The organism is Bradyrhizobium sp. GW821-FHT13H05 (assembly GCF_058804065.1).
This window is the reverse complement of sequence record NZ_JBXAPO010000001.1, coordinates 69,855-91,477: the sequence shown is the minus strand read 5'-3', so window position 1 is coordinate 91,477 and position 21,623 is coordinate 69,855. Positions and strand designations below refer to the sequence as shown.

General features: G+C 62.8%; 26 protein-coding genes. 20 read left to right on the top strand and 6 right to left on the bottom strand.

Going from position 1 to position 21,623, the window contains the following annotated elements; all coding sequences use genetic code 11:
- Position 1 precedes the first annotated feature (1 nt).
- The 5 genes from AC1RR3_RS00425 (at position 2) to AC1RR3_RS00405 (ending at position 4,572) form a co-directional block, all read left to right on the top strand.
- Positions 2-1,078: a DUF7146 domain-containing protein gene (locus tag AC1RR3_RS00425; protein WP_492818237.1), complete on the top strand. Its 1,077-nt coding sequence runs from the start codon at positions 2-4 to the stop codon at positions 1,076-1,078.
- 296 nt (positions 1,079-1,374) lie between these two features.
- Positions 1,375-2,313 (top strand): DUF2493 domain-containing protein, encoded by a 939-nt coding sequence (locus AC1RR3_RS00420; RefSeq protein ID WP_492818235.1) that lies wholly within the window; start codon positions 1,375-1,377, stop codon positions 2,311-2,313.
- Between the two features lie 224 nt (positions 2,314-2,537).
- Positions 2,538-2,990, top strand: coding sequence for an ester cyclase (locus AC1RR3_RS00415; protein WP_492818233.1), 453 nt, complete (start codon positions 2,538-2,540; stop codon positions 2,988-2,990).
- Positions 2,991-3,175: 185 nt separating this feature from the next.
- On the top strand, positions 3,176-3,718 hold the full coding sequence (locus AC1RR3_RS00410) for a hypothetical protein (protein ID WP_492818231.1): 543 nt from the start codon (positions 3,176-3,178) through the stop codon (positions 3,716-3,718).
- 530 nt (positions 3,719-4,248) lie between these two features.
- Positions 4,249-4,572 (top strand): DUF736 domain-containing protein, encoded by a 324-nt coding sequence (locus AC1RR3_RS00405; RefSeq protein ID WP_492818229.1) that lies wholly within the window; start codon positions 4,249-4,251, stop codon positions 4,570-4,572.
- A gap of 113 nt (positions 4,573-4,685) precedes the next feature.
- Here AC1RR3_RS00405 and AC1RR3_RS00400 read toward each other — a convergent pair whose 3' ends face one another.
- Complete coding sequence (locus AC1RR3_RS00400; RefSeq protein ID WP_492818227.1) at positions 4,686-4,937, bottom strand: helix-turn-helix domain-containing protein; 252 nt, start codon at positions 4,935-4,937, stop codon at positions 4,686-4,688.
- 145 nt (positions 4,938-5,082) lie between these two features.
- On the opposite strand from AC1RR3_RS00400, the gene AC1RR3_RS00395 reads away from it, so the two are divergent.
- The 11 genes from AC1RR3_RS00395 to AC1RR3_RS00345 all read left to right on the top strand — a co-directional run bounded on the left by AC1RR3_RS00395 (position 5,083) and on the right by AC1RR3_RS00345 (position 14,422).
- Positions 5,083-5,361 (top strand): DNA -binding domain-containing protein, encoded by a 279-nt coding sequence (locus AC1RR3_RS00395; RefSeq protein ID WP_492818225.1) that lies wholly within the window; start codon positions 5,083-5,085, stop codon positions 5,359-5,361.
- A gap of 161 nt (positions 5,362-5,522) precedes the next feature.
- Positions 5,523-5,717 (top strand): transcriptional regulator domain-containing protein, encoded by a 195-nt coding sequence (locus AC1RR3_RS00390; protein WP_492818223.1) that lies wholly within the window; start codon positions 5,523-5,525, stop codon positions 5,715-5,717.
- Between the two features lie 58 nt (positions 5,718-5,775).
- A complete protein-coding gene (locus tag AC1RR3_RS00385; protein WP_492818221.1) occupies positions 5,776-6,297 on the top strand; it encodes a DUF2285 domain-containing protein in 522 nt (173 codons plus the stop codon).
- Positions 6,298-6,431: 134 nt separating this feature from the next.
- Positions 6,432-6,710: a helix-turn-helix transcriptional regulator gene (locus AC1RR3_RS00380; RefSeq protein ID WP_492818219.1), complete on the top strand. Its 279-nt coding sequence runs from the start codon at positions 6,432-6,434 to the stop codon at positions 6,708-6,710.
- Between the two features lie 20 nt (positions 6,711-6,730).
- Entirely contained in the window at positions 6,731-7,612 is an 882-nt protein-coding gene (locus AC1RR3_RS00375; protein ID WP_492819758.1) for a replication initiator protein A, read from the top strand.
- 448 nt (positions 7,613-8,060) lie between these two features.
- Positions 8,061-8,525 (top strand): DUF2840 domain-containing protein, encoded by a 465-nt coding sequence (locus AC1RR3_RS00370; protein WP_492818217.1) that lies wholly within the window; start codon positions 8,061-8,063, stop codon positions 8,523-8,525.
- A complete protein-coding gene (locus AC1RR3_RS00365; RefSeq protein WP_492818215.1) occupies positions 8,522-9,034 on the top strand; it encodes a S26 family signal peptidase in 513 nt (170 codons plus the stop codon). Before AC1RR3_RS00370 ends, AC1RR3_RS00365 begins: the two co-directional genes overlap by 4 nt.
- Before the next feature lie 2 nt (positions 9,035-9,036).
- Positions 9,037-9,942 (top strand): lytic transglycosylase domain-containing protein, encoded by a 906-nt coding sequence (locus AC1RR3_RS00360; RefSeq protein WP_492818213.1) that lies wholly within the window; start codon positions 9,037-9,039, stop codon positions 9,940-9,942.
- Between the two features lie 250 nt (positions 9,943-10,192).
- Positions 10,193-11,956, top strand: coding sequence for a relaxase/mobilization nuclease domain-containing protein (locus AC1RR3_RS00355; RefSeq protein ID WP_492818211.1), 1,764 nt, complete (start codon positions 10,193-10,195; stop codon positions 11,954-11,956).
- A 44-nt stretch (positions 11,957-12,000) separates the two neighbouring features.
- The gene (locus tag AC1RR3_RS00350) at positions 12,001-13,992 is read left to right on the top strand and encodes a conjugal transfer protein TraG (RefSeq protein WP_492818209.1); all 1,992 of its coding nucleotides are present in this window, start codon (positions 12,001-12,003) and stop codon (positions 13,990-13,992) included.
- A gap of 4 nt (positions 13,993-13,996) precedes the next feature.
- A complete protein-coding gene (locus tag AC1RR3_RS00345; RefSeq protein WP_492818207.1) occupies positions 13,997-14,422 on the top strand; it encodes a CopG family transcriptional regulator in 426 nt (141 codons plus the stop codon).
- A 55-nt stretch (positions 14,423-14,477) separates the two neighbouring features.
- On the opposite strand, the gene AC1RR3_RS00340 is transcribed toward AC1RR3_RS00345, so the two are convergent.
- From AC1RR3_RS00340 to AC1RR3_RS00320, 5 genes are read right to left on the bottom strand one after another with little or no spacing between them, the layout of a single operon-like run.
- Positions 14,478-15,104: an SLOG cluster 4 domain-containing protein gene (locus tag AC1RR3_RS00340; protein ID WP_492818205.1), complete on the bottom strand. Its 627-nt coding sequence runs from the start codon at positions 15,102-15,104 to the stop codon at positions 14,478-14,480.
- On the bottom strand, positions 15,091-15,921 hold the full coding sequence (locus AC1RR3_RS00335) for an ABC transporter permease (RefSeq protein ID WP_492819756.1): 831 nt from the start codon (positions 15,919-15,921) through the stop codon (positions 15,091-15,093). Before AC1RR3_RS00335 ends, AC1RR3_RS00340 begins: the two co-directional genes overlap by 14 nt.
- A gap of 2 nt (positions 15,922-15,923) precedes the next feature.
- Complete coding sequence (locus AC1RR3_RS00330; protein WP_492818203.1) at positions 15,924-17,006, bottom strand: extracellular solute-binding protein; 1,083 nt, start codon at positions 17,004-17,006, stop codon at positions 15,924-15,926.
- A 47-nt stretch (positions 17,007-17,053) separates the two neighbouring features.
- The gene (locus AC1RR3_RS00325) at positions 17,054-18,085 is read right to left on the bottom strand and encodes an ABC transporter ATP-binding protein (RefSeq protein WP_492818201.1); all 1,032 of its coding nucleotides are present in this window, start codon (positions 18,083-18,085) and stop codon (positions 17,054-17,056) included.
- A complete protein-coding gene (locus tag AC1RR3_RS00320) occupies positions 18,082-18,846 on the bottom strand; it encodes an ABC transporter permease (protein WP_492818199.1) in 765 nt (254 codons plus the stop codon). The genes AC1RR3_RS00325 and AC1RR3_RS00320 overlap by 4 nt, the downstream gene beginning before the upstream one ends.
- Positions 18,847-19,005: 159 nt before the next feature.
- Between AC1RR3_RS00320 and AC1RR3_RS00315 the strand changes: the two genes are divergently transcribed.
- The 4 genes from AC1RR3_RS00315 (at position 19,006) to AC1RR3_RS00300 (ending at position 21,614) form a co-directional block, all read left to right on the top strand.
- A complete protein-coding gene (locus AC1RR3_RS00315) occupies positions 19,006-19,770 on the top strand; it encodes a DeoR/GlpR family DNA-binding transcription regulator (protein ID WP_492818197.1) in 765 nt (254 codons plus the stop codon).
- 337 nt (positions 19,771-20,107) lie between these two features.
- A complete protein-coding gene (gene trbB / locus AC1RR3_RS00310; protein WP_492819754.1) occupies positions 20,108-21,028 on the top strand; it encodes a P-type conjugative transfer ATPase TrbB in 921 nt (306 codons plus the stop codon).
- 29 nt (positions 21,029-21,057) lie between these two features.
- Complete coding sequence (locus AC1RR3_RS00305) at positions 21,058-21,351, top strand: TrbC/VirB2 family type IV secretion system protein (RefSeq protein ID WP_492819752.1); 294 nt, start codon at positions 21,058-21,060, stop codon at positions 21,349-21,351.
- Complete coding sequence (locus tag AC1RR3_RS00300) at positions 21,351-21,614, top strand: VirB3 family type IV secretion system protein (protein WP_044587821.1); 264 nt, start codon at positions 21,351-21,353, stop codon at positions 21,612-21,614. Before AC1RR3_RS00305 ends, AC1RR3_RS00300 begins: the two co-directional genes overlap by 1 nt.
- The last annotated feature ends 9 nt before the right edge of the window (positions 21,615-21,623 follow it).

Below are 21,623 nucleotides of genomic sequence, written 5' to 3'. Positions count from 1 at the left end.
CATGCCGCGCAATGCGGCAGAGCTGGCACATCGCCTCGCGCGCGAGGCCGAGGCGGTGTGCCGTCACTATCTCTCCAACGGACGTCGTGTCGGTAATTACTGGCAGGTCGGCGACGTCAGAAACACGTCAGGCCGCTCGATGTTCGTCCGCCTTAAGAGCAGGGACGGCGGCCGCCGCCCGGCCGGCAAATGGACCGACGCGGCGACCGGTGAGCACGGTGACCTCCTCGACGTGATCCGCGAGAGTTGCGATCTGGTCAATTTCCACGACGTCACTCAGGAAGCACGACGCTTCCTGAGCCTGCCACGATCCGAACCGGAATCGGACTATCGACCACGTGGGTCCCCTGCGCTGACCGGCTCACCGGAGTCGGCGCGGCGTCTCTTCGCCATGTCGAAACCGATTGTCGGGACGCTCGTCGAAACCTATCTGCGGGGACGCGGCATCACTGAGCTGCATGGCATCGACAGCCTGCGGTTCCATCCACGCTGTTATTATCGTCCCGAGGCAGACGCCGCGACCGAAACCTGGCCCGCCATGATTGCGGCTGTTACCGACCTCCAGGGCCACATCACCGGCGCGCATCGCACATGGCTGGATCCGTCCGGGCGCGACAAGGCGCCGGTCGATACCCCACGCCGGGCGATGGGTCACCTTCTTGGACACGCGGTCCGTTTCGGTCCTGCTGGCGACGTGATGGCGGCGGGCGAGGGCATCGAGACCATGCTGTCGCTCCGCTGCGTTATGCCCAGCATGGCGATGGTCGCAGCGCTCTCGGCCGCGCATCTCGGAGCCATCCTGTTTCCGGCAGCGCTGCGCCGACTCTATATCGTCCGTGACGACGATCGGGCGGGCGATGGCGCGGTGGCAGGACTGGTCGACCGGGCGCAGTCGGTCGGGATCGAGGCGATGGTGCTGTCGCCCCAGTGTGGAGACTTCAACGAGGATCTGCAGAACCTCGATATCAACGCGCTGCGCGCAGCGTTACGCATTCAGCTCGCCCCTGAAGACGTGGCCCGATTCTTGAGTACCAGGGTTTCGACCGGAATAGGGTACGAAGCTCTTACTCCGCCCTGAGGGTGCGCCGTCAATCCTCAGGCTTCTCCTTGTTCGGAGAGGGCCGCGCTCACGGCCTTCTTGAGAGGGCGACCCTGCGGCAAGCGGTCCGGCCACGCAATGGCGGGAGCCGGCTATTTTCCGTCGCGCCCTAAAGGGCGCTTTACATCGCGAAGCAAAATAGCCGGCTCCCGCCATCCTTCGCTTCGCTACGGCCGCTGTCGCTGCGCTCGGCGGTGCAGGTCCGGTCCGCCCGCCGCCTTTCGTCGCCATGAAGGCCGCGATGAGCGCGACCAATCCGACCAAGGAAAGCCGCCATGACGATCGAGCGCACCGAGACCGACTACGAGCAGCTGCACACCACATCCCCGACCGATCACGTCCTTACCGAACTCCAGCTTCACGGTTACCGCCCTTTCCAGGACGAACCCGACCCGAGACCGCTACCCGAGGCCCGCATCGTCGCTGCCGCCGTCGCCGACATCTTCGACGCACTCATCGCAAGCTTGAGCGAAACCCGCCTCGAACCCGACCTCGAGGATCTCTTGTGGTCCACCGTCAACCTCTTCCACCGCGCCAACGAACGAATCGAACGCGAACTCGACGACAACGAACAGGCGCAGAAGCGCAGCCAACGCGACCAGGACGGCTCCGAAATCCGCTCGGTGGAACTGGAGCGTCTCACTGCCGAGGGCATGACGCTGATCGAGCGGCGCAACAGCATGGAATACTTCCGCGACCAGGCCGCCGACCACTTCGCACGCCACACCGGATCGCACTGGCATCCGCGCAGCGGCTCGATGGTGAACCATCGCGCCCTGACCTCAGCTGTCATCGACAGTCGCGACTTCCTCGCCGCCAAACGCCGGGCCGAGACCGAGGTGCTATTGCCCCCTGGGCCGAAGGTCGCCTTCACCGGTGGCCTCGACTGCAACGATCATCGCCTGATCTGGGAGAAACTCGATCAGGTCCACGCCAAGCATCCAGACATGGTCCTGCTGCACGGTGGTTCGCCGAAAGGTGCCGAGCGTATCGCCGCCCGCTGGGCCGACCACCGCAAAGTTCCGCAAATCGCCTTCAAACCCGATTGGACCAAACACGCCAAGGCAGCACCCTTCAAGCGTAACGATCAGATGCTCGATGTGCTGCCTATTGGCGTCATCGCCTTCCCGGGCACCGGCATTCAGGAGAACTTGGCTGACAAGGCACGGAAGCTCGGCATCCCCGTCTGGAAATTCGGCAATGGCGGCGCGTAAGCGCCGCCCTTCCTACCCCGCACATAATGTACGCACCAAACTCGCTTGCGCAGTTGTAACGGTTGTTTTTTCTCCGGTCGTAAAGGGCTGGCGCCCCTGTCGCCCTTGCCGTCTTGCGAAGCGGTCGGAAATCGGGTGGCAGGCTGCACGTCTCTGCTCCAAAGTCTATTGTATCGATCGATCCGATCGCCCGTTGAGACGACGTAGCAAAGAGGAAATAGAACATGTCGAGAGAAGATGAAAACAAGGCCATCGTTGGCCGCTGGTTCACCAAGTTCTGGGGTGACACGTGCGATCTCGGAATCGTCGACGAACTTGCAGCGCCGGATATGCTCCTTCAGTACTCACTGCACGAGCCACGTCGCGGACGGGAGGACATCAAGGCTTTCATGACCCATTTCCGAGAAGCCTTTCCAGATCTCAATTTCTGGGGTGCCGCCGATCTCATCGCGGAGGGCGACTATGTGGTCGGCCGCTGGCAAGGTGGCGGGACGCACACCGGCCCCGCGTTCGGCGATTTCCTTGCCGGCTCCTTGCCCGCGAACACCGGTCGGAAAATGCGATTTACCGGTACGACTGTTCTAAAGCTTAAAGACGGCAAGATCACCGAGGAAATCGGGCTCGACGACGGCGTCACCGCGCTGCTGCAGCTCGGGCTGATCAAGCTTGCCGCTTAGCTACGACAATCGAAAAGCCGGCCTTCCTGATTGCCGTCTCGAAGGCCGGCAACGGCGACACGTCAGCGCCATCGTTCAATGTCGGTCTCCATCGCAACAGGGATCGGGCTGCTCTCGCGCATTGCTTATTCATGCCTGAAACTTGACCGTAAGGCATTCCAAACGCGGGCGGGATCGGTTATTCCTTGGACCGCGCCGTGGTGGTGGTGGAAGGCGCGACCCTTGCAACCTTTGTCACGGGACCCATCACCATGATCATCATCGGCGTTCTTCTCAATGTTTTCGGGCTCGGTGTCTTCTGTTGGGTACTGTTCGCGCTCGCAATCCGCGCATTGCCGTTCTTCGTCGGCATGACCGTGGGGATCTATTCATTTCAAACCGGAGCAGGTCCGTTAGGGGGCATCGTCGTTGGTTTCGTTGCGGGTGGTTTCGCGCTCGTGATCGGGCGGTACGTCTTCTCCTTCGCGCGCTCGCCCATTGTCCGCCTTCTCATTCGGCTGCTGTTCGCGGTTCCGGCGGCTCGCGCTGGGTATGATGTGACGCTTGCCCTTGCACACTTCGGTATTCCCCAGGGATTGTGGCGGGAGTCGTTCGCCATGCTTGGCGCCATCGCCGTCGGGTGCATCGCCTGGGCACGCGTGTCGATCTTGACCCAGCCCGCTCTCAGACCGGGCGTTGCGTTCAGCCCAGCCCAGCCGCCGATTGGGGCTACGACCAAGGTCAGGTGACTCTACGGGTCTATCGTCTCTCGGTTGGGATCAGCGCCGATATCGGTTCGTCTTGCATGACCGCGACATCGCGGTCCTCTCCCACACTTCGACTGAGCCGGGGATCTCGTCAGCAGGCTATGATCCGGTGGCTCGGAGCGTTGTCGTTGGTCCGGTCTGCTTGCCGGCACATGGCCACCTTCTGCACGCCAGGCTTTCTTTTCCTTCGCCGGGAATGTGGGGCTTCTTGTGTGGGCCGATCGCTAGATAGCACGTCTCCGGAATGCTGTTCAGCGCACGCGAGCACCTGGCCTCTCTTTGGCTTGATCTGGCCGAAGGCCGGCTGCGCCTCGATCGCCTGAACCGCAACGGCGGCGGTGAGACTTTCTTCCCCTGGGCTTCGCCCATTCCTCGCGAGACAAGAAAATCTCACCGCCGCCATCCTTCGCTACGCTTCGGCCCGAGTGGGTGCGGCGTCGATCGCCTTCGGCTCTCAGATCGCCATCGAGGCCGCGGTGGTCGCGGGCTCGGAAACAGCAAGGAGAAGTGACATGGCTAACATCGGCTCATTCAAGAAGTCCGGCCAGGAATTCCAGGGCGAGATCGTCACCCTGAGCCTCCAGACCAAGGGCGTCCGCATCGTTCCCGAGAGCGACCGGACCAACGACAACGCTCCGAGCCATCGGGTCTACGTCGGTCGCGCCGAGATCGGGGCCGCCTGGCCGAAGCGCTCCAATGAAGGCCGCGATTATCTCTCGGTCAAGCTGGACGATCCGAGCTTCAATGCTCCGATCTACGCTAACCTCTTCGACGACGAAGACGCCGAGACTTACACCCTGATCTGGTCCCGCAGCCGCAAGCCCAACGGCGACTGAGGGCGCTCACCACAAAGCTCCGTCCGGTTTGCCGGGCGGGGCTTCTCAATAGCGCAGCGCGCACTGGCAGTGACGCATAGCAGCCAGATCGGGCCGCTCGGCCCTCGGACCTGCTATTCTACCTGCCCGCGAGTCTTTCGCTTGCCGCTAGTTGCGGGCGGGCGCGTTAAAAGGTCGGCTGCTTCGACCCCCAAACTGCGCGCCAATCGATCCACCACGTCGATGCCAGCCGCATAGACGCTCCGTTCGAGCGCGCTGATATAGGTTCGGTCAATTTCCGCTCGGTGGGCTAGTTCCTCCTGCGACAAGCCGCGGGCTTGTCGGAGCTTTCGCAAATTGATTGCAAGTATCTCGCGTATGTCCATACGCGAGAGGGCAGGCTATTGAAGAGTATTCATCCACGGAGTATTCTCGACAAACCGCGTTCAGAAGAAGCCCTGTGACGAAATTTTAACGCTTCCCCTCCCGGCCGGCGTGTTAGAAATTGTCAAATCTAAGGCGTGGAATTTCATGACGAAGCCGCCGCTTGATCCCGATGTTGCCGATGCCGCGCCCACAGGTCCGGCGCTGACAGACTATGACCAGCAGCATGTTGTGACGTACATGCGCCTTCTAGCCGCCGAGTCTGAGGGGGCCGACTGGCGAGAAGTCGCGCGCCTCGTGTTACATCTTGATCCTGACCGCGAATCAGATCGCGCGCGCAATGCTTTTGAAAGCCATCTGGCCCGCGCCAAATGGATGACGGAGCATGGTTATCGCCATTTGCTACGCGGTAGCGCGGCCAAATAGAAAAATCAGTCACGCGAACTCTCACTTGAGAAAAAGAATTCCTTCGGTGCAGTGATCACTTTGAAGCATCGCGCGCGATGCTCAATTGAGGACTTCCTGCAACCTCATGGATCAGAATTTATTGCTCCGCAATCTTCGATATGTTGCGTGGGATCAGAGCAATGCCTGAATTCGACTGGCGAGCGCCAGAGTCGTACAAGCGCGTACAAGATGCCGAAAACACCGCCATCGCCTGGGAATACCTTCGTCGTAATCCGGACTATCGGCGTGACTACGAGGAGATGGCCAAGGCCGGACGCCTCCACAATGTGACAGCCGGATTCAGGAGGAGATGGGGCCTCTGCTTTCGCTCATGACCCGCAAAGGTCCTTCCACGAACAGACAATCTTCTGGGCACCAGAGGCCCTTCCGACGGTGGTGCCGATCGGTCGGCCCGCATCGTCTTCAGATATTAACGGCGTAGACCAGTCGCTCGTCGATCTGACAGCAGGCGATCTGCGCCGGGCGTCCGACGGTTGGCATGCGGTTCTGCGCATTCGTGGAGCTGAGCATCGTCTGTGGCTGACGGAGCCACCGACGATGAGCATGTCGTATGCAGCAGTGCTGCCGCTGGACTCTGACTTCGAGGTTCGCGCGCACGCTGCCCGTCGGCTGTGGCGGGCCATCAATGGGCGTGTGCCCGGTCCCGCATTCCATGAACTGTCTGCTCAACGCCGTGAACGTTTGGTTCTGGCGGTTCGTGCGCTTGATGGGCGTATGGACGACGGTACCTATCGTGCGATCGCCGAGGTGCTGTTCAGCAAGAAGCGCGTCCCCGAGCGTGCCTGGAAAACCCACGATCTGCGCAATCGGACTATCCGTCTCGTGCAAAGCGGCCTTGCCCTGATGCGCGGCGGTTATCGCGAACTCCTGCGGCAATCACGTCGCAAGAAATAGCCGTTAATTCCGAGGGGTATCGAAAACTCTCTCCCTCATCATCGGCATCCCCCATCGCATGTCTGCTCCGCCATCGTGACCCCAGACGCGCCGCGAACCTCGCCAGCGCGCCATGAGATCACGGAGGCTTCCAGATGCCAGACACTACCGCCGCCTCTCCGCCGCGCTACCTACGGACGCCTGAAGCCGCGCGATTCCTCAGCCTCTCAGGCCGCACGCTAGAGAAGCACCGGACCTACGGGACCGGTCCCACTTATCGAAAGCTTGGCGGTCGCGTTGTCTATGCTATCGCCGATTTGGAAGCTTGGGCCAAACGCGGAATCCGGCAATCGACCTCCGATTCCGGCACCGGAACCGTACTGCCTGCCAAGCGACATGTCCCGCTCCCGTATGCCGGCCAAGTGCGCCGGTGATCGTCACGGGGGCAGTGTCGATGCGGCGAACTCGACCGTCAGAGCGCGAACAGCTCGATCTGTTCCGCGCGCTTCCCGGCGATCTCGCGCCGCGTGATGCGCAGGATCTGATGGCATATCCGTTCTTTTCGCTTGCAAAATCCAAGCGTGCCGTACCGATCGATTTTCGCGCGGGAGCCATCACCATTCGTGTCGAAGCGGTGCCAGAACACGGCATGGCGACCATCTGGGACGCGGACGTTCTGATCTGGGCTGCCTCGCAGATTGTCGAGGCGCGTGACGCCGGTTTGAAGACGTCGCGGCTGATGGCGGCAACACCATATGAAATTCTGACCTTCGTCGGCCGCGGCACCGGTGCACGCGATTACGATCGGTTGAAGGCCGGTCTCGACAGGCTGCAATCAACCACCGTGCTGACCTCGATCCGCCAGCCGACCGAGCGGCGGCGGCATCGCTTCTCCTGGATTAACGAGTGGAAGGAGACCGCCGATGCACATGGGCGACCATTTGGCCTCGAGCTAATCCTGCCGGACTGGTTCTACGCCGGCGTCTTGGACGACGCGCTCGTGCTGACGATTGATCGGGCCTATTTCGATCTGACCGGTGGACTTGAGCGCTGGCTTTATCGGCTGGTCCGCAAGCATGGCGGTCGCCAGGAGGGCGGCTGGAGCTTCGACTTTATTTACCTTCACGCCAAGTCCGGCAGCCTCTCGCCGCTCAAGCATTTTGCTTACGACCTGCGCGAGATCGTCCGTCGTCAGACGCTGCCTGGCTATCGGCTCATTATCGAGCGTGACCTCCGCGGCACCGAGCGTCTCATCTTCGCGCCTATCCCTGTCGATCCATTCGCCGAGCGGCTGCGCAAGCGCCGGCTCGTTCCTCAATCGGAGGACGGCCTGTGAATCAGCTCGTGCTATCGGGGACCGCAACCCTCGTGCCATCAGGGACCCAATCCTCGTGCTATCGGGGACCGAAATCGAGTCTAAGGCCTTGTTGCTCAACGCTTTGCAGCGCCCGTAACTTCCCTAACCCTGAATCCTTCGGATTTTTTCTAACGGACCGCCCGGTCATTGCTGCTGGGGATAACCAGCAAGGGCTGAGCGCGAGCACAGTTCTCGTTTCGCTCCCCAATCCGAACCAGAACCAACGCATTGGTAAAACGTGGCTGCGCCAACAGGCGCGCTCAGCCCAAGGCCGTATCGCGATGGCATTGCTGTCGCTGAAGCATCCACATCGATTGCCAGGTTTCACCCCACGCGATCGCCGTCGGCGATCCGAAAAGCATGGCCGACACAGATCGGCGCCGTCGACCTGCAACCGGGTTCATCTTTTCAAACATGGAGGTGGTTCATGAGCGATCTCACGCAGGTCGAGATTCTGTGGCTTGAGAAGCGTATCGAGAACCGGATTCGCTTCGGTCGCATTGTCGAAGAGAAGATTCTCGATCGCCGCCGGCGTGTTGTATCGTTCACGCCCGGCAGCATCTTCGCGTTCGTCCGCTGGACCTCGAATGACTTCGGCACGGTCATCTCGCGGATCGACATCTTGCGGGCAGTCGCGGCCGGGCAGCGTTGCGCCACGGTACCCTATGTGAAACCCGGCGGCGATATTCTGTTGCGATTGTCGAGTTGGCCCAAGGTCGAGCGGGTGTTGCAACTGATCGATGCGATCGAAGCGCTCGGCATCGATCCCGCGGACGCTGCACCTGATTATTGGCATCACGTCCATAACCGCCTGTCCGTCAACGAAGCTCCACGGACCTACACCAAGTCGCGTCACCAAGCTTGGCTTCACCCGCAGAGGATAGTGCGATGAATGGCCGGTTCTCGACGCTCGCCGCCATGCTTGGTGGGATCTCCGTTCTCGTTGCAACGGTCGTTGCGGAGCCGGTTCCCCTCTATGTGTGGAATGCTTCCGAAAGTGTACCGCTTGGCCTCTATCGCTTACGGCCCGCAGACAAGCTGTTTGTCACCGAACTCGTCGCCGTGCAGCCACCCGAGCCGCTGGCGACCTTTCTTGACCTGAACGGCTATCTACCAGTCGGCATTCCCATGTTGAAGCGCGTGCTGGCGCTTCCGGGGCAAACGGTTTGCAGAAGCGGGCGCACCATCTCGGTCGATAAGATCGACATGGGCGAGGCGCGCGAGCGAGACAGCCGCGGCCGACCGCTGCCGGTCTGGCACGGCTGTCGTGTTGTCGGCGAGGACGAACTCTTTCTCATGAACTGGCAGTCCAAGGACTCGCTGGACGGCCGGTACTTTGGGCTGATCGCGGCATCTGCCGTCATCGGTCGCGCGCTGCCGGTTTGGACTGAGGAGGAGTGATCGTGCGTGTCACCCTTGCTCGATCTGCCATTCCTCTGTTCGACCGGACGCTGCACCATTCCTCCGTCCCGGCCAAGATTCGCAATGCTGCCGCGCGCAGTGGCGGTCCAGGGCGGCCGCGAGGCCGGCGCGAAGCAGCTTTACCCTGGACGGGCGCGAGCACGGCGGCATGCTTGCGTCGTTTAGGGACGGCGGCTTGTACCGTCGTGATGGTGTTGTCGTTTGCGATCGTGCTGGGTAATGCCGCAAAAGCCGATAGCGCATCAACGAGACATCCGGCGCGCGCACGGCCTGCTGGGTCGTTTGCGAATCTGATCGAAGAGGCCTCACGCCGCTTCGCCGTACCGGCGCACTGGATACGCGCTGTGATGACCATCGAAAGTGCCGGTGACGCGCGAGCCAGATCGCCAAAGGGCGCGATGGGGTTGATGCAGATCATGCCCGAGACCTGGGCAGACCTGCGCATCCATCACCGCCTCGGCAACAATCCGTACGATCCGCGCGACAACATTCTGGCCGGCGCCGCGTACCTCCACGAACTGAACGACCGCTATGGCTCGCCCGGCTTTCTAGCCGCGTACAATGCGGGACCAAGTCGCTACGAACAATATCTCGCGGGCCGTCCATTGCCGGCCGAGACCCGCGCCTATGTGGCAATGCTTGCTCCTTTGTTCGGTGGCGGTGAATTCACCGGTCCGATCTCCGTTGCAGCCGTTCATTCGAAGTCATGGACCGAGGCGCCGCTGTTCATCGGGCGACCCGAACGCGCAACCGCTACCGATCGGGTGTCGGCTGAGCGACGATCGGACCGTGCACCGGCGAGCGATCCGATGCGCAATATCTCTGCGCTCGTGACGCAAGCGCGCAGCCTTTTTGTTGTTCGATCCAGCGCGGGAGGTCTGCAATGACCGCATGTGCAGGTTGGCGCGCCATAGCATGCTCCGGGATAGAAGCGGCGGGAAGACGAGGGCAGCGGGGAAACACGACAGCGGGACAGCGAGATAAAAGGGGCTCGCCGGTCGAACCACAAGCCATTGGAATGGCTTGGGTTCGGCCGTGCCGGTCGGTCGTGGCGCGTGCCGCGCTTGATGCTTTTGCCAATGAATTCAACGGTGTTTTCGGCACTGTCAGCGATTTCATGTCCGCGGAGCAGTTGCCGTGAGCGTGCGCGACAGCGATTTACGCATCCGGCCTGGCCGCATCCGCGGCACGCGAGCGCCTAAGGCCAAGAGCTTCATCAACCAGGTGCTGCGTGCGGCGAAGAAGTCCGGTCACGCCTCCAGTCTTTCGGCGGCGGGTAAGCGCTCCTCGAGCTACGGGCGCTCGACCTTCGGGCGTGGCCGGATCAGCTTTGGCCGCAACCGCCTGTTCAGCCCGGCGCGGCGCGTGGTGGTGAAGGCGCGCGTCGTTCGTCACCAGGGACGATCCTTCCGGTCCGCGCCGCTGACCGCGCATCTTTCCTATCTGAAGCGCGACGGCGTCACCCGTAACAGCGAGAAGGCGGTGATGTTCGATGCCGGCAGTGACCGCACTGACGACGTAGCCTTCGCGGATCGCTGCAAGGACGACCGGCATCATTTCCGCTTCATCGTCTCGCCCGAGGACGCCGCCGAGATGACCGATCTCAAAGCCTTCACGCGCGATCTCGCAAGGCAAATGGAAGTCGATCTCGGTACCCGGCTCGATTGGGTCGCCGTCGATCACTGGAACACGGACAATCCGCATGTTCATCTGCTCGTGCGCGGCGTCGATCAGACGGGCGCCGACCTCGTGATCTCGCGAGATTACATCAGCCGGGGCCTACGCTCGCGCGCCGAGGAGTTGGCGTCTATCGAGCTTGGCCCAAAACCCGAGCACGAGATTCGCAACGCCCTGGAAAAGGAGATCGCGGCCGAACGCTGGACGCGGCTCGACGTCGAGATCCGCATGGTTGCCGATGAAACCGGCGCCATCGACTTGCGCCCCGAAAATCCCGGCGCGGCCGACCCCGAAATCCGCCGCCTGATGATCGGACGGCTCCAGCACCTTGAGAAGATGGGTCTCGCCGCGCCTGCCGGACCCGGCGAATGGATGGTCGGCCTGGAGGCCGAGCGCAATCTCCGCGACCTCGGCATGCGCGGCGACATCATCAAGACCATGCACCGCGCCTTCACGGAGCGGGGAGAGGCCCGCGGCGTCGCCGACTATGTGATCGATAGTGAGAAGCCGGGGTCGCCGATCATCGGCCGGCTGGTCGACAAGGGACTTCATAACGAACTGACGGGCGAGGCCTATGCCGTAATCGATGGCACGGACGGACGTGCCCACCACGTTCGCTTCCGAGGCATCGAGGCGTTCGAGCACGCCCCGCCCATCGGAGGGATCGTCGAGGTGCGCCGCTTTGGTGGGCCGGACGATCAGCGCCCGACATTAGTGCTCGCCAACCGTTCGGATTTCGACCTCAACCAGCAGATCACCGCACCCGGCGCGACCTGGATCGACTATCGACTCGTTGAGAGTACTCCCATGCCGCTCTCCATGGGTGGGTTCGGACGCGAGGCGCGCGACGCCATTCAGGCTCGTGCCGAACATCTTGTAGGCGAAGGGCTCGCCCGGCGGCAGGGTCAGCGCGTCATCATGCAGCGCGATCTCTTGAACACCTTGCGTCGACGCGAACTGGACGCGGTGGGTGCAAAACTCTCAGCCACGACGGGATTGCCGCACATGAAGGCCGCGACCGGCGAGCATGTGAGCGGCACCTATCGTCAGCGCCTGACGCTCGCCTCCGGCCGCTTCGCCATGATCGACAATGGCCTCGGCTTCCAGCTCGTGCCCTGGTCGCGCGAGATCGAGAGGAAGCTCGGCCAGCACGTCGCCGGCGTCACCAAGGACGGTGGCGGCATCGAGTGGACCCTTGGCCGCAAACGAGACCTAGGTTTGTAGCTTCCTCTTTCACACAACGCCTAATCACAAGAAGGACGACGGCCATGTACGCGACCAAAATCCTCTGGGGCCAGATCACCGTCGTCTTCCTGATCGTGTTGCTCACGATCTGGGGCGCCACTGAATGGACGGCGTGGCGGCTCGGCTTCCAGCCTGAACTCGGCCAGCCCTGGTTCAAACTCGCCGGCATGCCGGTCTACTATCCGCCGGTTTTCTTCTGGTGGTGGTACATCTACGACGCCTATGCGCCACAGGTCTTTGTCGAGGGCGCCTACATAGCCGCGTCCGGCAGCTTCATCTCGATCGCTGCGGCGATTGGCATGTCGGTCTGGCGAGCGCGCGAGGCGAAGAACGTCGAGACCTATGGTTCAGCGCGCTGGGCGGAACCGCGTGAGGTGAGGAGAGCCGGGCTGCTTGGCGCCGATGGGGTCGTGCTCGGCCGGCTCGGCCATGACTATCTCCGTCACGACGGCCCGGAGCATGTGCTGTGCTTCGCGCCGACCCGTTCCGGCAAAGGCGTCGGCCTTGTCGTGCCGTCTCTCTTGACCTGGCCGGGCTCGGCGATCGTTCACGACATCAAGGGCGAGAACTGGCAGCTCACCGCCGGCTACCGCTCGCAGCACGGCCGCGTGCTGCTGTTCGATCCGACCAACGCCAAGTCGTCGGCGTACAATCCGCTGCTCGAGGTTCGCCGCGGCGAATGGGAGGTGCGTGACGTCCAGAACGTCGCCGACGTGCTGGTCGACCCGGAGGGATCGCTCGACAAGCGGAACCATTGGGAGAAGACCAGCCATTCATTGCTGGTCGGAGCGATCCTGCATGTCCTCTATGCCGAGGTGGACAAGACACTGGCCGGCGTCGCCGCGTTTCTCTCGGATCCCAAGCGGCCGATCGAGACGACGCTGCAAGCGATGATGACCACGCCGCACCTCGGCGGACACGGTCCGCATCCCGTCGTTGCCTCGACCGCGCGCGAGCTGCTGAACAAGTCTGACAACGAACGATCGGGCGTGCTCTCCACCGCCATGTCGTTCCTTGGCCTCTATCGCGACCCTGTCGTCGCCGAGGTCACTTGCCGCTGCGATTGGCGGATTGCCGATCTGATCGCCGATCCGCGGCCCGCGACGCTCTACCTCGTGGTGCCACCGTCCGATATCTCGCGGACCAAGCCGCTGATCCGCTTGGTGCTGAACCAGATTGGCCGCAGGCTTACCGAGGACCTGCATGCGAAGGATCGCCGTCATCGTATCCTGATGATGCTCGACGAGTTCCCGGCGCTTGGCCGGCTCGACTTCTTCGAATCCGCGCTGGCCTTCATGGCAGGTTACGGCATCAAGAGCTTTCTGATCGCGCAGTCGCTGAACCAGATCGAAAAAGCCTATGGCGCCAACAACTCGATCCTGGACAACTGCCATGTCCGCGTCAGCTTTGCCACCAACGACGAGCGCACGGCGAAGCGTGTCTCCGATGCGCTGGGTACAGCGACCGAGATGCGCGCCATGAAGAACTATGCTGGTCACAGGCTGAATCCGTGGCTTGGTCACCTCATGGTCTCGCGGCAGGAGACGGCAAGGCCGCTGCTCACGCCGGGCGAGGTGATGCAGCTCCCGCCCACTGACGAGATCGCCATGGTTGCCGGTACGCCCCCGATCCGGGCGAAGAAAGCTCGCTATTACGAGGATCACCGTTTCACCGAACGGGTGCTGACGCCGCCTGATCCCGCGAAGTCCGGCCGGTCGTCACGGACGGATGGGTGGTCAGCTTTAACACCGCAGACACCGGACGCCGTGCTGCTTGGTGAGATTGAGAAGGCGGAGAAGGATGCTGCCAATAGTGGCTTGCGCCGCGAACCCGAGCTTCCCGATCACGTCGCCATCGTCAAGGAGACGACTGATACGAGGCCGGCTGAAGAGTTCGCCATTGTGCTCGATGACGAGTCGGACGATGCCGCCAGTCGGGCCCGCCTTCTGCGTCGGCAGATGCGTGGCATCGCCCGCCAGGTCTCGCTCGACCCGAATGACGGCATGGAGTTGTGAGACCATGCGGGACCGGATGAATGTGTATTTCCCGCCGGAGCTTTTAAAGCAGATCGCCGATCTTGCCGACCGCAAGAAGCTTTCTCGATCGGCGATCGTGGAAGCCGCGGTCGCGTCATTTCTGTCCCCGGACGGAGCGGACAGGCGCGAGGCAGCGTTTACCCGTCGTCTCGATCGGTTGTCGCGGCAGATGCAGCGGCTGGAGCGTGACGTCGGTCTGACGGCTGAAACCTTGGCTCTCTTCATCCGCTTCTGGTTGACGATCACGCCACCGTTACCGAACGATGCCCAGGCTGCTGCACAAACGAAAGGCCGGGAACGCTTTGAAGGATTTGTCGAGGCGCTCGGACGCCGTCTACAAAAGGGACAGAGCTTTCTACGTGAGATTCCAGAAGATATCGTCCGTCAGGAGAAGCTCGGAGAACCCTGATCTAGTTTACGTTTCCAAGCTATCTTGCCGGTCCTTCTTTTTTGTCCAGAGCCGCTTAGGCGGCGGGCAGCTGCAGCAATAGCGCCGCCAGTGCATCACCGAGTTCGGCGACGTCGCGCATCTGTCGGACCTCGGCCAGCGTCGCGGCGCCCGCGAGGCCGAACACGGTCTTGCCGAGGCGCAGCCCGAGCGCGACCTCCGATAGTGTGCCGTGGCTGTCGCCGATCGCGATCAGGCAATGGCTGGCTTGAGCGATGATGGCGTTGCGCGCCTCCCCGAGATTGGAGGCGATCGCCACCGTGACGAAGGGATTGGCGAGATCGGGATCGGAATCGGGCAGTAGGCCGATGGCGATGCCGCCCGATGACGACGCACCCTTCGCCGCGCCTCGCATCACGCCCTGTCGCCCGCCGCAGATCACCGCAAGGCCGAGGCTGCCGAGCAGCGCGCCGACCTGTTCTGCTATAGCCTCCTGCGCCGGCGTCGCCTCGTTCGGTCCGATCACCCCGATCGGGGCGCGAAAGGGGCGGCCACCGTCGCGTTGAAGGAAGGCGATGGCCTCGCGTGCGGTGATCGGCTCGGCCGCATCCGCTGGCGCGGCTGCGACCCAGCGCCGGCTGGCCGTGTCATAGACATGGGCGCCGGCATGGAGACAGCGAAGGGAACGATCAATGACGAGCATGGCGGACCTCTGTGGACGCAGCGACGAATTCGGAGACGCCCATCACAAGCGTGCAGACGACGAGCAGGACCAGCGAAGTCGCGGCCGCCAGGGGAAAGTCGGCGCCGGCATCGGAGACCATGCCATAGAGCCGCAGCGGAAGGATGTTGATCTGGGTACCGACCAGCGCAAGTGCGGTTCCATAAGTCCCGATCGCCACAGCGCTCACCAAGCAAAAGGCGGAGAACAGCGTCGGCGCCAGTTGCGGGAGCAGGATATCGGCCAGCGCGCGGATCCGACTGGCGCCGAGGGACTCGGCGGCTTGCAACTGGCGTTGGTCGAAATTCGTGAGCACCGGCAGCAGCAGCAGGATCACCCGTGGGCTGAGATAATAGACATAGGCGAGCACCAGCCCGAATGGGCCATAAAGCAGGCTGGAGACCGTGGCCGGATCGGCGCCGAGTTCGGCCAGTAGCAGCGTGACGAAACCAGCCCGGCCGAGCACCAGGATGAAGCCGTAGGCGACGATCAGGCCGGAAAATGTCAGCGGCAATGCGATCAGTACCTGCAGCACGGCACGGGCGCGGGGCGACATGCGCGATAGATGCAGCGCCACTGGCACGCCCACGATCAATGCGACGAGGCCGGCGCTTACGCCGAGCACGACCGAGCGCCACAGCGCGTCAAGCAGATCGGGGCTGCCGAAGAAGCGCACCAGCGCGTGCTCACGGCCGGCCTCCACCAGCACGCTGCCAAGCGGCACCAGGAAGAAGGCGCCGAGCGTGAGAACGCCTGGCGCGATCATCAGCAAATGAAGAACGGTTGTCCGATCTTTCACCGTCAATTACCCAACGCTGCCTTGGCCCAGCCGGCGTCGATCGCGGCTTTCGCCTTGGCCGCGGCGCCGACGTCGAGCGGCTTCACCTGTGGCGCTGGCGGCAACTTGGTGGCAACCTCCGGCGGCAACTCGATGCCCGGCACCGAGGGACGCACGAAGCCCTCGGCAAAGATGGCCTGGCCGCGCGACGACATCACGAAATTGAGCCAGAGCTTGCCGGCATCCGGATTGGGGCCGTTCTTCACCAGGCTGATGGCATAGGGCGCGGCGACCGAGGCTTCCTTCGGAATCACGACCGCGACATCGTCGCCGAGGCCATCGACATATTTCGCCTTCAACCCGTCATTCTCGTAGGAGATCCAGATCGGGATCTCGCCCTTGACGAACTTGGCATATGGCGTCGTGCCTTCGACCCGCAGTACGCTGCCCCCCCTGTGCAGCTTGCTGAAATATTCGAAGCCCGGCGAAAGATTGCTCATGTCGCCACCGGCGGCGAAATTAGCGGCGAAGCTGATCACCTGGCCGAGACCGGTGGAGCGGGGGTCGAGGTAGACCACGCTGTTCTTGAACTCCGGTTTCAGCAAGTCAGCCCAGGACTGCGGTACTTCCTTGATCAGCTTCTTGTTGACGATAAAGGCGACCGTAAGCGAATGCACCGCAAACCAGCGCCCCTCCGGATCGCGAAACACTTCGGGCAGTTTCTCGAAATTCACTGGCTTGAATGGCGTCACGACATCCTTTGCGACGGCGTCGTAGGCCGAGGCCGCGAAATAATACGCGGTGTCGGCCTGCGGGCGGTTGCGGGCCTTGTCCAGCGCGACCACAGTCGCCGCCGAGCCGAGATCGTTATAGGTGATCTCGACCTGCGGATAGCGCTTCTTGAAGGCGGCGAATTCCGCAGCCCAGTTGGCCCAGGTCGGGCCCGTGTCGAAGCTGATCACGATGCCTTGCTTGGCGGCGGCATCATACAGTGTCTTCTCACCCGGATAGAGTTCCGGCGAATCGGCGGCGGTCTGGGCCACTGCCGGAGCTGCGAGGCCGAAGGCGAGAGGAAGGACGAGCGCGGAAATGATCAGGTGCTTCATGAATATCTCCTTTAAGGAGGGTTGGTTGCAAGAGGTCGGTAAGTGAGTCAGGAGGCGGGCAATAGCCGGACGGCCTCCGGCGGCAGCTGCAGACGGGTGACCTCGCCTCGAAACGCGGTTTCGGCGAGCAGTTCCCCGCCAGGGACAGCGAAGTCGAAACGGCGAATCGAACCGAGGAAGCGGTCGCGACGAATTTCGCCGCTGAACAAGTTGGGGCCGGTGGCGTCTGGCGCCGCGGTGCGCAACGTCTCGGGCCGGAAACAGACCGTCACCTTACTCCCGGCAGGCAGCGGCGACGGCGCGCAAGCGATCACGCCGATCGCGGTCTCCACCACGTCCGGCGCGCGTAGCACGCCTTCCACCAAATTGGCGGTGCCGACGAAGCCGGCGACGAAGCGCGAAGTCGGACGGTCGTAGAGGTCGGTCGGTGTCGCCACTTGGAGCAGCCGGCCGTCATTCAGCACGGCAACCCGGTCAGCCATCGAGAGCGCTTCTTCCTGATCGTGGGTGACATGCAGGGTTGCAATGCCATACGCGCGCTGCACGCTTCGAATCTCGTCGCGCATCGAGGCGCGATGGGCGGCATCCAGTGCCGACAGCGGTTCGTCCAGCAGCAGCGCGCGTGGGCGGAATACGAGCGCGCGAGCGAGCGCGACGCGCTGCTGCTGGCCGCCGGACAATTCGGCCGGCAGGCGATCGTCCAGTCCGGAGAGTCTGGTGCGCTCCAGCGCCTCGGCCGCTTGGTGACGGCGAGCGGCTCGGTCAATGCCGCGCAGCTTGAGCGGGTAAGCCACGTTGTCTAGCGCGCTCATATGCGGGAACAACGCGTAATTCTGGAATACGACGCCGAGCTCGCGTGCCCTTGGCGGCCGGTGCGCCATGTCGTCGCCCCCGAGCCAAATCCGGCCTCGTTGAGGCCCGAGGAAACCGGCAATCAGTTTCAGCAGCGTAGACTTGCCGCAACCGGACGGGCCGATCACCGCACAGAATTCACCAGGCGCGATACTCAGCGAAATATCTTCGACGCCGCCGGTGCCGGGACCATAGGTATAAGACAGATTTTCGACCGCGATGCTCATGCCGTCACCCGCCCAGCAAGGGCCGAACCGAAGCCGCCGAGCATCGCCAACAGCAGCAGCACCACGGTGCCGGCGCAGGCGAAGCCGGTCGCACCGTAGAAGGCTTGCAGCAACACAACCGGATAAGGCCGCCACAGGAACCCGGCGACCAAATTGGAGAACTGGAATTCGCCGATTACCCGCGTCGCCACCAGCACGAGGCCGGCGATCAGGCTTTGCCGCAGGCTGGGCAGCACGATGGAGACGAAGCGTTCGCCAAAGCCGGCGCCGAGGGATTCCGCGGCGCTCTCCAGCAGGTCGAGGTTTAGATGGCGCATGTCCGCGGCCACGGTCTGCATGATGTAGGGTAGCGTCAACACGACTTGGCCGGCGACCAGCAGCCACAGCGAGCCGAGCCACGGCACCGTTTCCGACGAAAAAATCAGGATGAAGCCGAAGCCGAGCACCAGCGGCGGCGCAGCGACAGGCAACAGCGCGAGGATTCGTATGGCGGCGCGGACCTGGCGCTGCGCGGCGCGGTGAATGGCGTAGGCGGCTGGCACCCCGATCACGGCCGTCGCCGCGCAGGTGGCCGCACAGACGATCAGGCTGGTGCTGAAGGCGCGCCGAAACGAGCTGTCGGCAAGGATCTCGGCATACCAGCGCGTGGTTACGCCGCTCGGCAGCAGGCTATTGGTCCAGTTGCCGCCGAATGATCCGACCAGCAGTAGCGCAACTGGAATCGCCAAATAGGCCAGATAGCAGGCGGTAAATAGCGGCATCAGGCGGATCCGTCCCTTTGGAAAAAAACATACATTACTAAAGATTATGTATGTTTACTTACATTATTCTTTGTATTTAGCTGGCCATTCGGCTTCTTTCCATACTAAATGTAAGATATCTTCCAAGTTATGTCCATAGACGAATCACCCGCAGATGGCTTGAACGAGCGTCAGTCTGCCTTGCTCTCGCTGGTGCGCAGCCGCGGCTATGCCACCGTCGAATGGCTCGCCGAGCAATTCGCGGTGTCGGCCCAGACCGTTCGCCGCGACATTATTCGCCTTGACGAACGCGGCATGCTCCAGCGCTTTCACGGGGGCGCCGCCGCTTCCGACACGTCCGTGGTTCGGCTCGGTTACGCAGAGAAGCAGGAGCTCGCCGTCGAGGCTAAGCTCGCCATCGGCGTCGCCGCAGCCCGGCTCGTGCCCAATGGCGCTAGTGTCTTTGTTGATGTCGGCACCACCGCCGAGGCGGTCGCCCGCGCGCTGACTGGGCACACGTCGCTGCGCGTATTTACCAACAGCCTCGCCGCCGCCCGCCAGCTCGCGGGTCGCGACGGCATCGAGGTCGTTGTCGCCGGCGGCCTTCTGCGCGGCCACGACGGCTCGCTGGTTGGTGATAGTGTCACCGCAACGCTGCGCGACCTGCGGCTGGACTTCGCCTTCATTGGTCTATCCGGCTGGGACGATGACGGCTCACCGATGGATTTTGACATCGACAAGATCGCCGTGAAGCGTATCGCCATCGCCCGCGCCCGCGAGGCCATCGCGATCTGCGATGCCGGCAAGTTTGGCCGGCAGGCCCTGGCGCGGATTGCACCGGCCGAGCAGTTCGCGCGGCTGATCTGCGATGCTCCACCGTCCGCTTCACTCGCCGGCCGGCTCGAGGCTGCGGGTCTGACAGTCATTGTGGGACACGCATTTTGAGAACGTGCCTCATTTTTCCACGCCATCCTGCGACCACAGCAAATTAGCTAAGCCGGTAAAAGCTGGACGCGCTATCGGCTCGCTCGAGCTGAGCGAGCCGAAGCCTGAATCTTCGTGGCCAATCGTCGATAGCAGAGTCTACGGTATCACCCATCTCGCCTAGCCTTTCTCTTTCTACGCCATTCTACGATCGCCTTGGGAGCGTTGTTGCGCCGGGCCAATTCCTGCCTTTTCTATTCATCCCCATCAGAGGGCGCTTTCTTAAGCGGCCTCTTTGTTGGGGGCGGCGGTGGCAATTCATTCGGCTCAAGCAGAAGCGATATCGCGCGGCGCGCGCATGCTCCGTAGCGCGCTTGGACCCGCTATTACGCGATACCTCGAGGACGCCTCGATCGTCGAGGTCATGCTCAACCCCGACGGCCGGTTGTGGATCGACCGGCTGTCGAGCGGCTTGACCGACACGGGAGAGACCCTCTCGGCCGCTGACGGAGAACGCATCGTTCGGCTGGTGGCGCATCACGTCGGTGCGGAAGTGCATGCTGGTGCGCCGCGCGTTTCCGCTGAACTGCCCGAGACCGGAGAACGCTTCGAAGGCCTGCTGCCACCGGTTGTCGCGGCTCCGGCGTTTGCTATCCGCAAGCCAGCGGTCGCCGTCTTCACGCTCGACGACTACGTCGCCGCCGGCATCATGACCTCGGAGCAGGCTGAGGCCCTGCGGAGTTCAGTTGCTGGGCGCAGAAACATTCTGGTCGCTGGCGGTACCTCCACCGGCAAGACCACGTTGACCAACGCCCTTCTTGCGGAAGTCGCCAAAACCTCTGACCGCGTCGTGCTGATCGAGGATACGCGCGAACTGCAGTGCAAGGCGCCGAACCTCGTGGCCCTGCGCACCAAGGACGGCGTGGCCTCACTGTCAGATCTCGTGCGGTCGTCACTTCGTTTGCGACCGGACCGCATCCCCATCGGCGAGGTGCGCGGCGCCGAAGCGCTCGATCTCCTCAAGGCCTGGGGCACCGGCCATCCCGGCGGCATCGGCACCATTCATGCCGGGACGGCGCTCGGCGCACTACGCCGGCTAGAGCAGCTCATCCAGGAAGCGGTCATCACTGTCCCGCGCGCCCTGATCGCAGAAACCATCAACATCGTCGCCGTGCTAGCCGGCCGCGGCGCGGATCGTCGTCTCACCGAACTCGCCCGCGTCACCGGGCTCGGACCCGCCGGCGACTACAATCTTTCACCAGCAGGAGACCAAACATGAGACCTCCATCATCTCTTTCTCTACGTGGCATGTCGCTCACCGCATCAGGCATGGTTCTATTCGCTGCGGTTCCGGCTTGGGCTGCCGGCTCCAATATGCCGTGGGAGCAGCCGCTCAATCAGATCCTGCAATCGGTCGAGGGGCCGGTCGCGAAGATCATCGCGGTGATCATTATCATCGTCACCGGTCTCACCCTCGCCTTCGGCGATTCCTCCGGTGGTTTTCGCCGGTTGATTCAGATCGTGTTCGGCCTGTCGATCGCCTTCGCCGCTTCGAGCTTCTTTTTATCGTTCTTCTCGTTCGGCGGCGGGGTCCTGGTCTGATGGACGAGCCGGTCGCTGGATTTGTCGCACCGGTGCACCGGGCGCTGACCGAACCGATCCTGATGGGTGGCGCGCCCCGGGCGGTCGCCATCGTCAACGGCACGCTCGCAGCCGCTCTTGGTCTCGGTCTGCGGCTCTGGATCGCAGGTCTCTTGCTCTGGGCGATCGGCCATGCGGCCGCGGTCTGGGCCGCCAAGCGTGATCCCGCCTTCGTCGATGTGGTGCGCCGTCATCTGCGCATTCCCGGTCATCTCAGCATTTGAGTTCACGGT

Excerpts from the sequence above, each read along its gene's own strand:
- AC1RR3_RS00415 (WP_492818233.1), top strand. The coding sequence starts at position 2,538 with ATGTCGAGAGAAGATGAAAACAAGGCCATCGTTGGCCGCTGGTTCACC.
- trbB (WP_492819754.1), top strand. The coding sequence starts at position 20,108 with ATGCTCCGTAGCGCGCTTGGACCCGCTATTACGCGATACCTCGAGGAC.
- AC1RR3_RS00325 (WP_492818201.1), bottom strand. The coding sequence starts at position 18,085 with ATGAGCATCGCGGTCGAAAATCTGTCTTATACCTATGGTCCCGGCACC.
- AC1RR3_RS00380 (WP_492818219.1), top strand. The coding sequence starts at position 6,432 with ATGCCAGACACTACCGCCGCCTCTCCGCCGCGCTACCTACGGACGCCT.
- AC1RR3_RS00400 (WP_492818227.1), bottom strand. The coding sequence starts at position 4,937 with ATGGACATACGCGAGATACTTGCAATCAATTTGCGAAAGCTCCGACAA.
- AC1RR3_RS00330 (WP_492818203.1), bottom strand. The coding sequence starts at position 17,006 with ATGAAGCACCTGATCATTTCCGCGCTCGTCCTTCCTCTCGCCTTCGGC.
- AC1RR3_RS00420 (WP_492818235.1), top strand. The coding sequence starts at position 1,375 with ATGACGATCGAGCGCACCGAGACCGACTACGAGCAGCTGCACACCACA.
- AC1RR3_RS00370 (WP_492818217.1), top strand. The coding sequence starts at position 8,061 with ATGAGCGATCTCACGCAGGTCGAGATTCTGTGGCTTGAGAAGCGTATC.
- AC1RR3_RS00350 (WP_492818209.1), top strand. The coding sequence starts at position 12,001 with ATGTACGCGACCAAAATCCTCTGGGGCCAGATCACCGTCGTCTTCCTG.
- AC1RR3_RS00320 (WP_492818199.1), bottom strand. The coding sequence starts at position 18,846 with ATGCCGCTATTTACCGCCTGCTATCTGGCCTATTTGGCGATTCCAGTT.
- AC1RR3_RS00390 (WP_492818223.1), top strand. The coding sequence starts at position 5,523 with ATGCCTGAATTCGACTGGCGAGCGCCAGAGTCGTACAAGCGCGTACAA.
- AC1RR3_RS00405 (WP_492818229.1), top strand. The coding sequence starts at position 4,249 with ATGGCTAACATCGGCTCATTCAAGAAGTCCGGCCAGGAATTCCAGGGC.
- AC1RR3_RS00305 (WP_492819752.1), top strand. The coding sequence starts at position 21,058 with ATGTCGCTCACCGCATCAGGCATGGTTCTATTCGCTGCGGTTCCGGCT.
- AC1RR3_RS00345 (WP_492818207.1), top strand. The coding sequence starts at position 13,997 with ATGCGGGACCGGATGAATGTGTATTTCCCGCCGGAGCTTTTAAAGCAG.
- AC1RR3_RS00425 (WP_492818237.1), top strand. The coding sequence starts at position 2 with ATGCCGCGCAATGCGGCAGAGCTGGCACATCGCCTCGCGCGCGAGGCC.
- AC1RR3_RS00365 (WP_492818215.1), top strand. The coding sequence starts at position 8,522 with ATGAATGGCCGGTTCTCGACGCTCGCCGCCATGCTTGGTGGGATCTCC.
- AC1RR3_RS00395 (WP_492818225.1), top strand. The coding sequence starts at position 5,083 with ATGACGAAGCCGCCGCTTGATCCCGATGTTGCCGATGCCGCGCCCACA.
- AC1RR3_RS00300 (WP_044587821.1), top strand. The coding sequence starts at position 21,351 with ATGGACGAGCCGGTCGCTGGATTTGTCGCACCGGTGCACCGGGCGCTG.
- AC1RR3_RS00340 (WP_492818205.1), bottom strand. The coding sequence starts at position 15,104 with ATGCTCGTCATTGATCGTTCCCTTCGCTGTCTCCATGCCGGCGCCCAT.
- AC1RR3_RS00375 (WP_492819758.1), top strand. The coding sequence starts at position 6,731 with ATGCGGCGAACTCGACCGTCAGAGCGCGAACAGCTCGATCTGTTCCGC.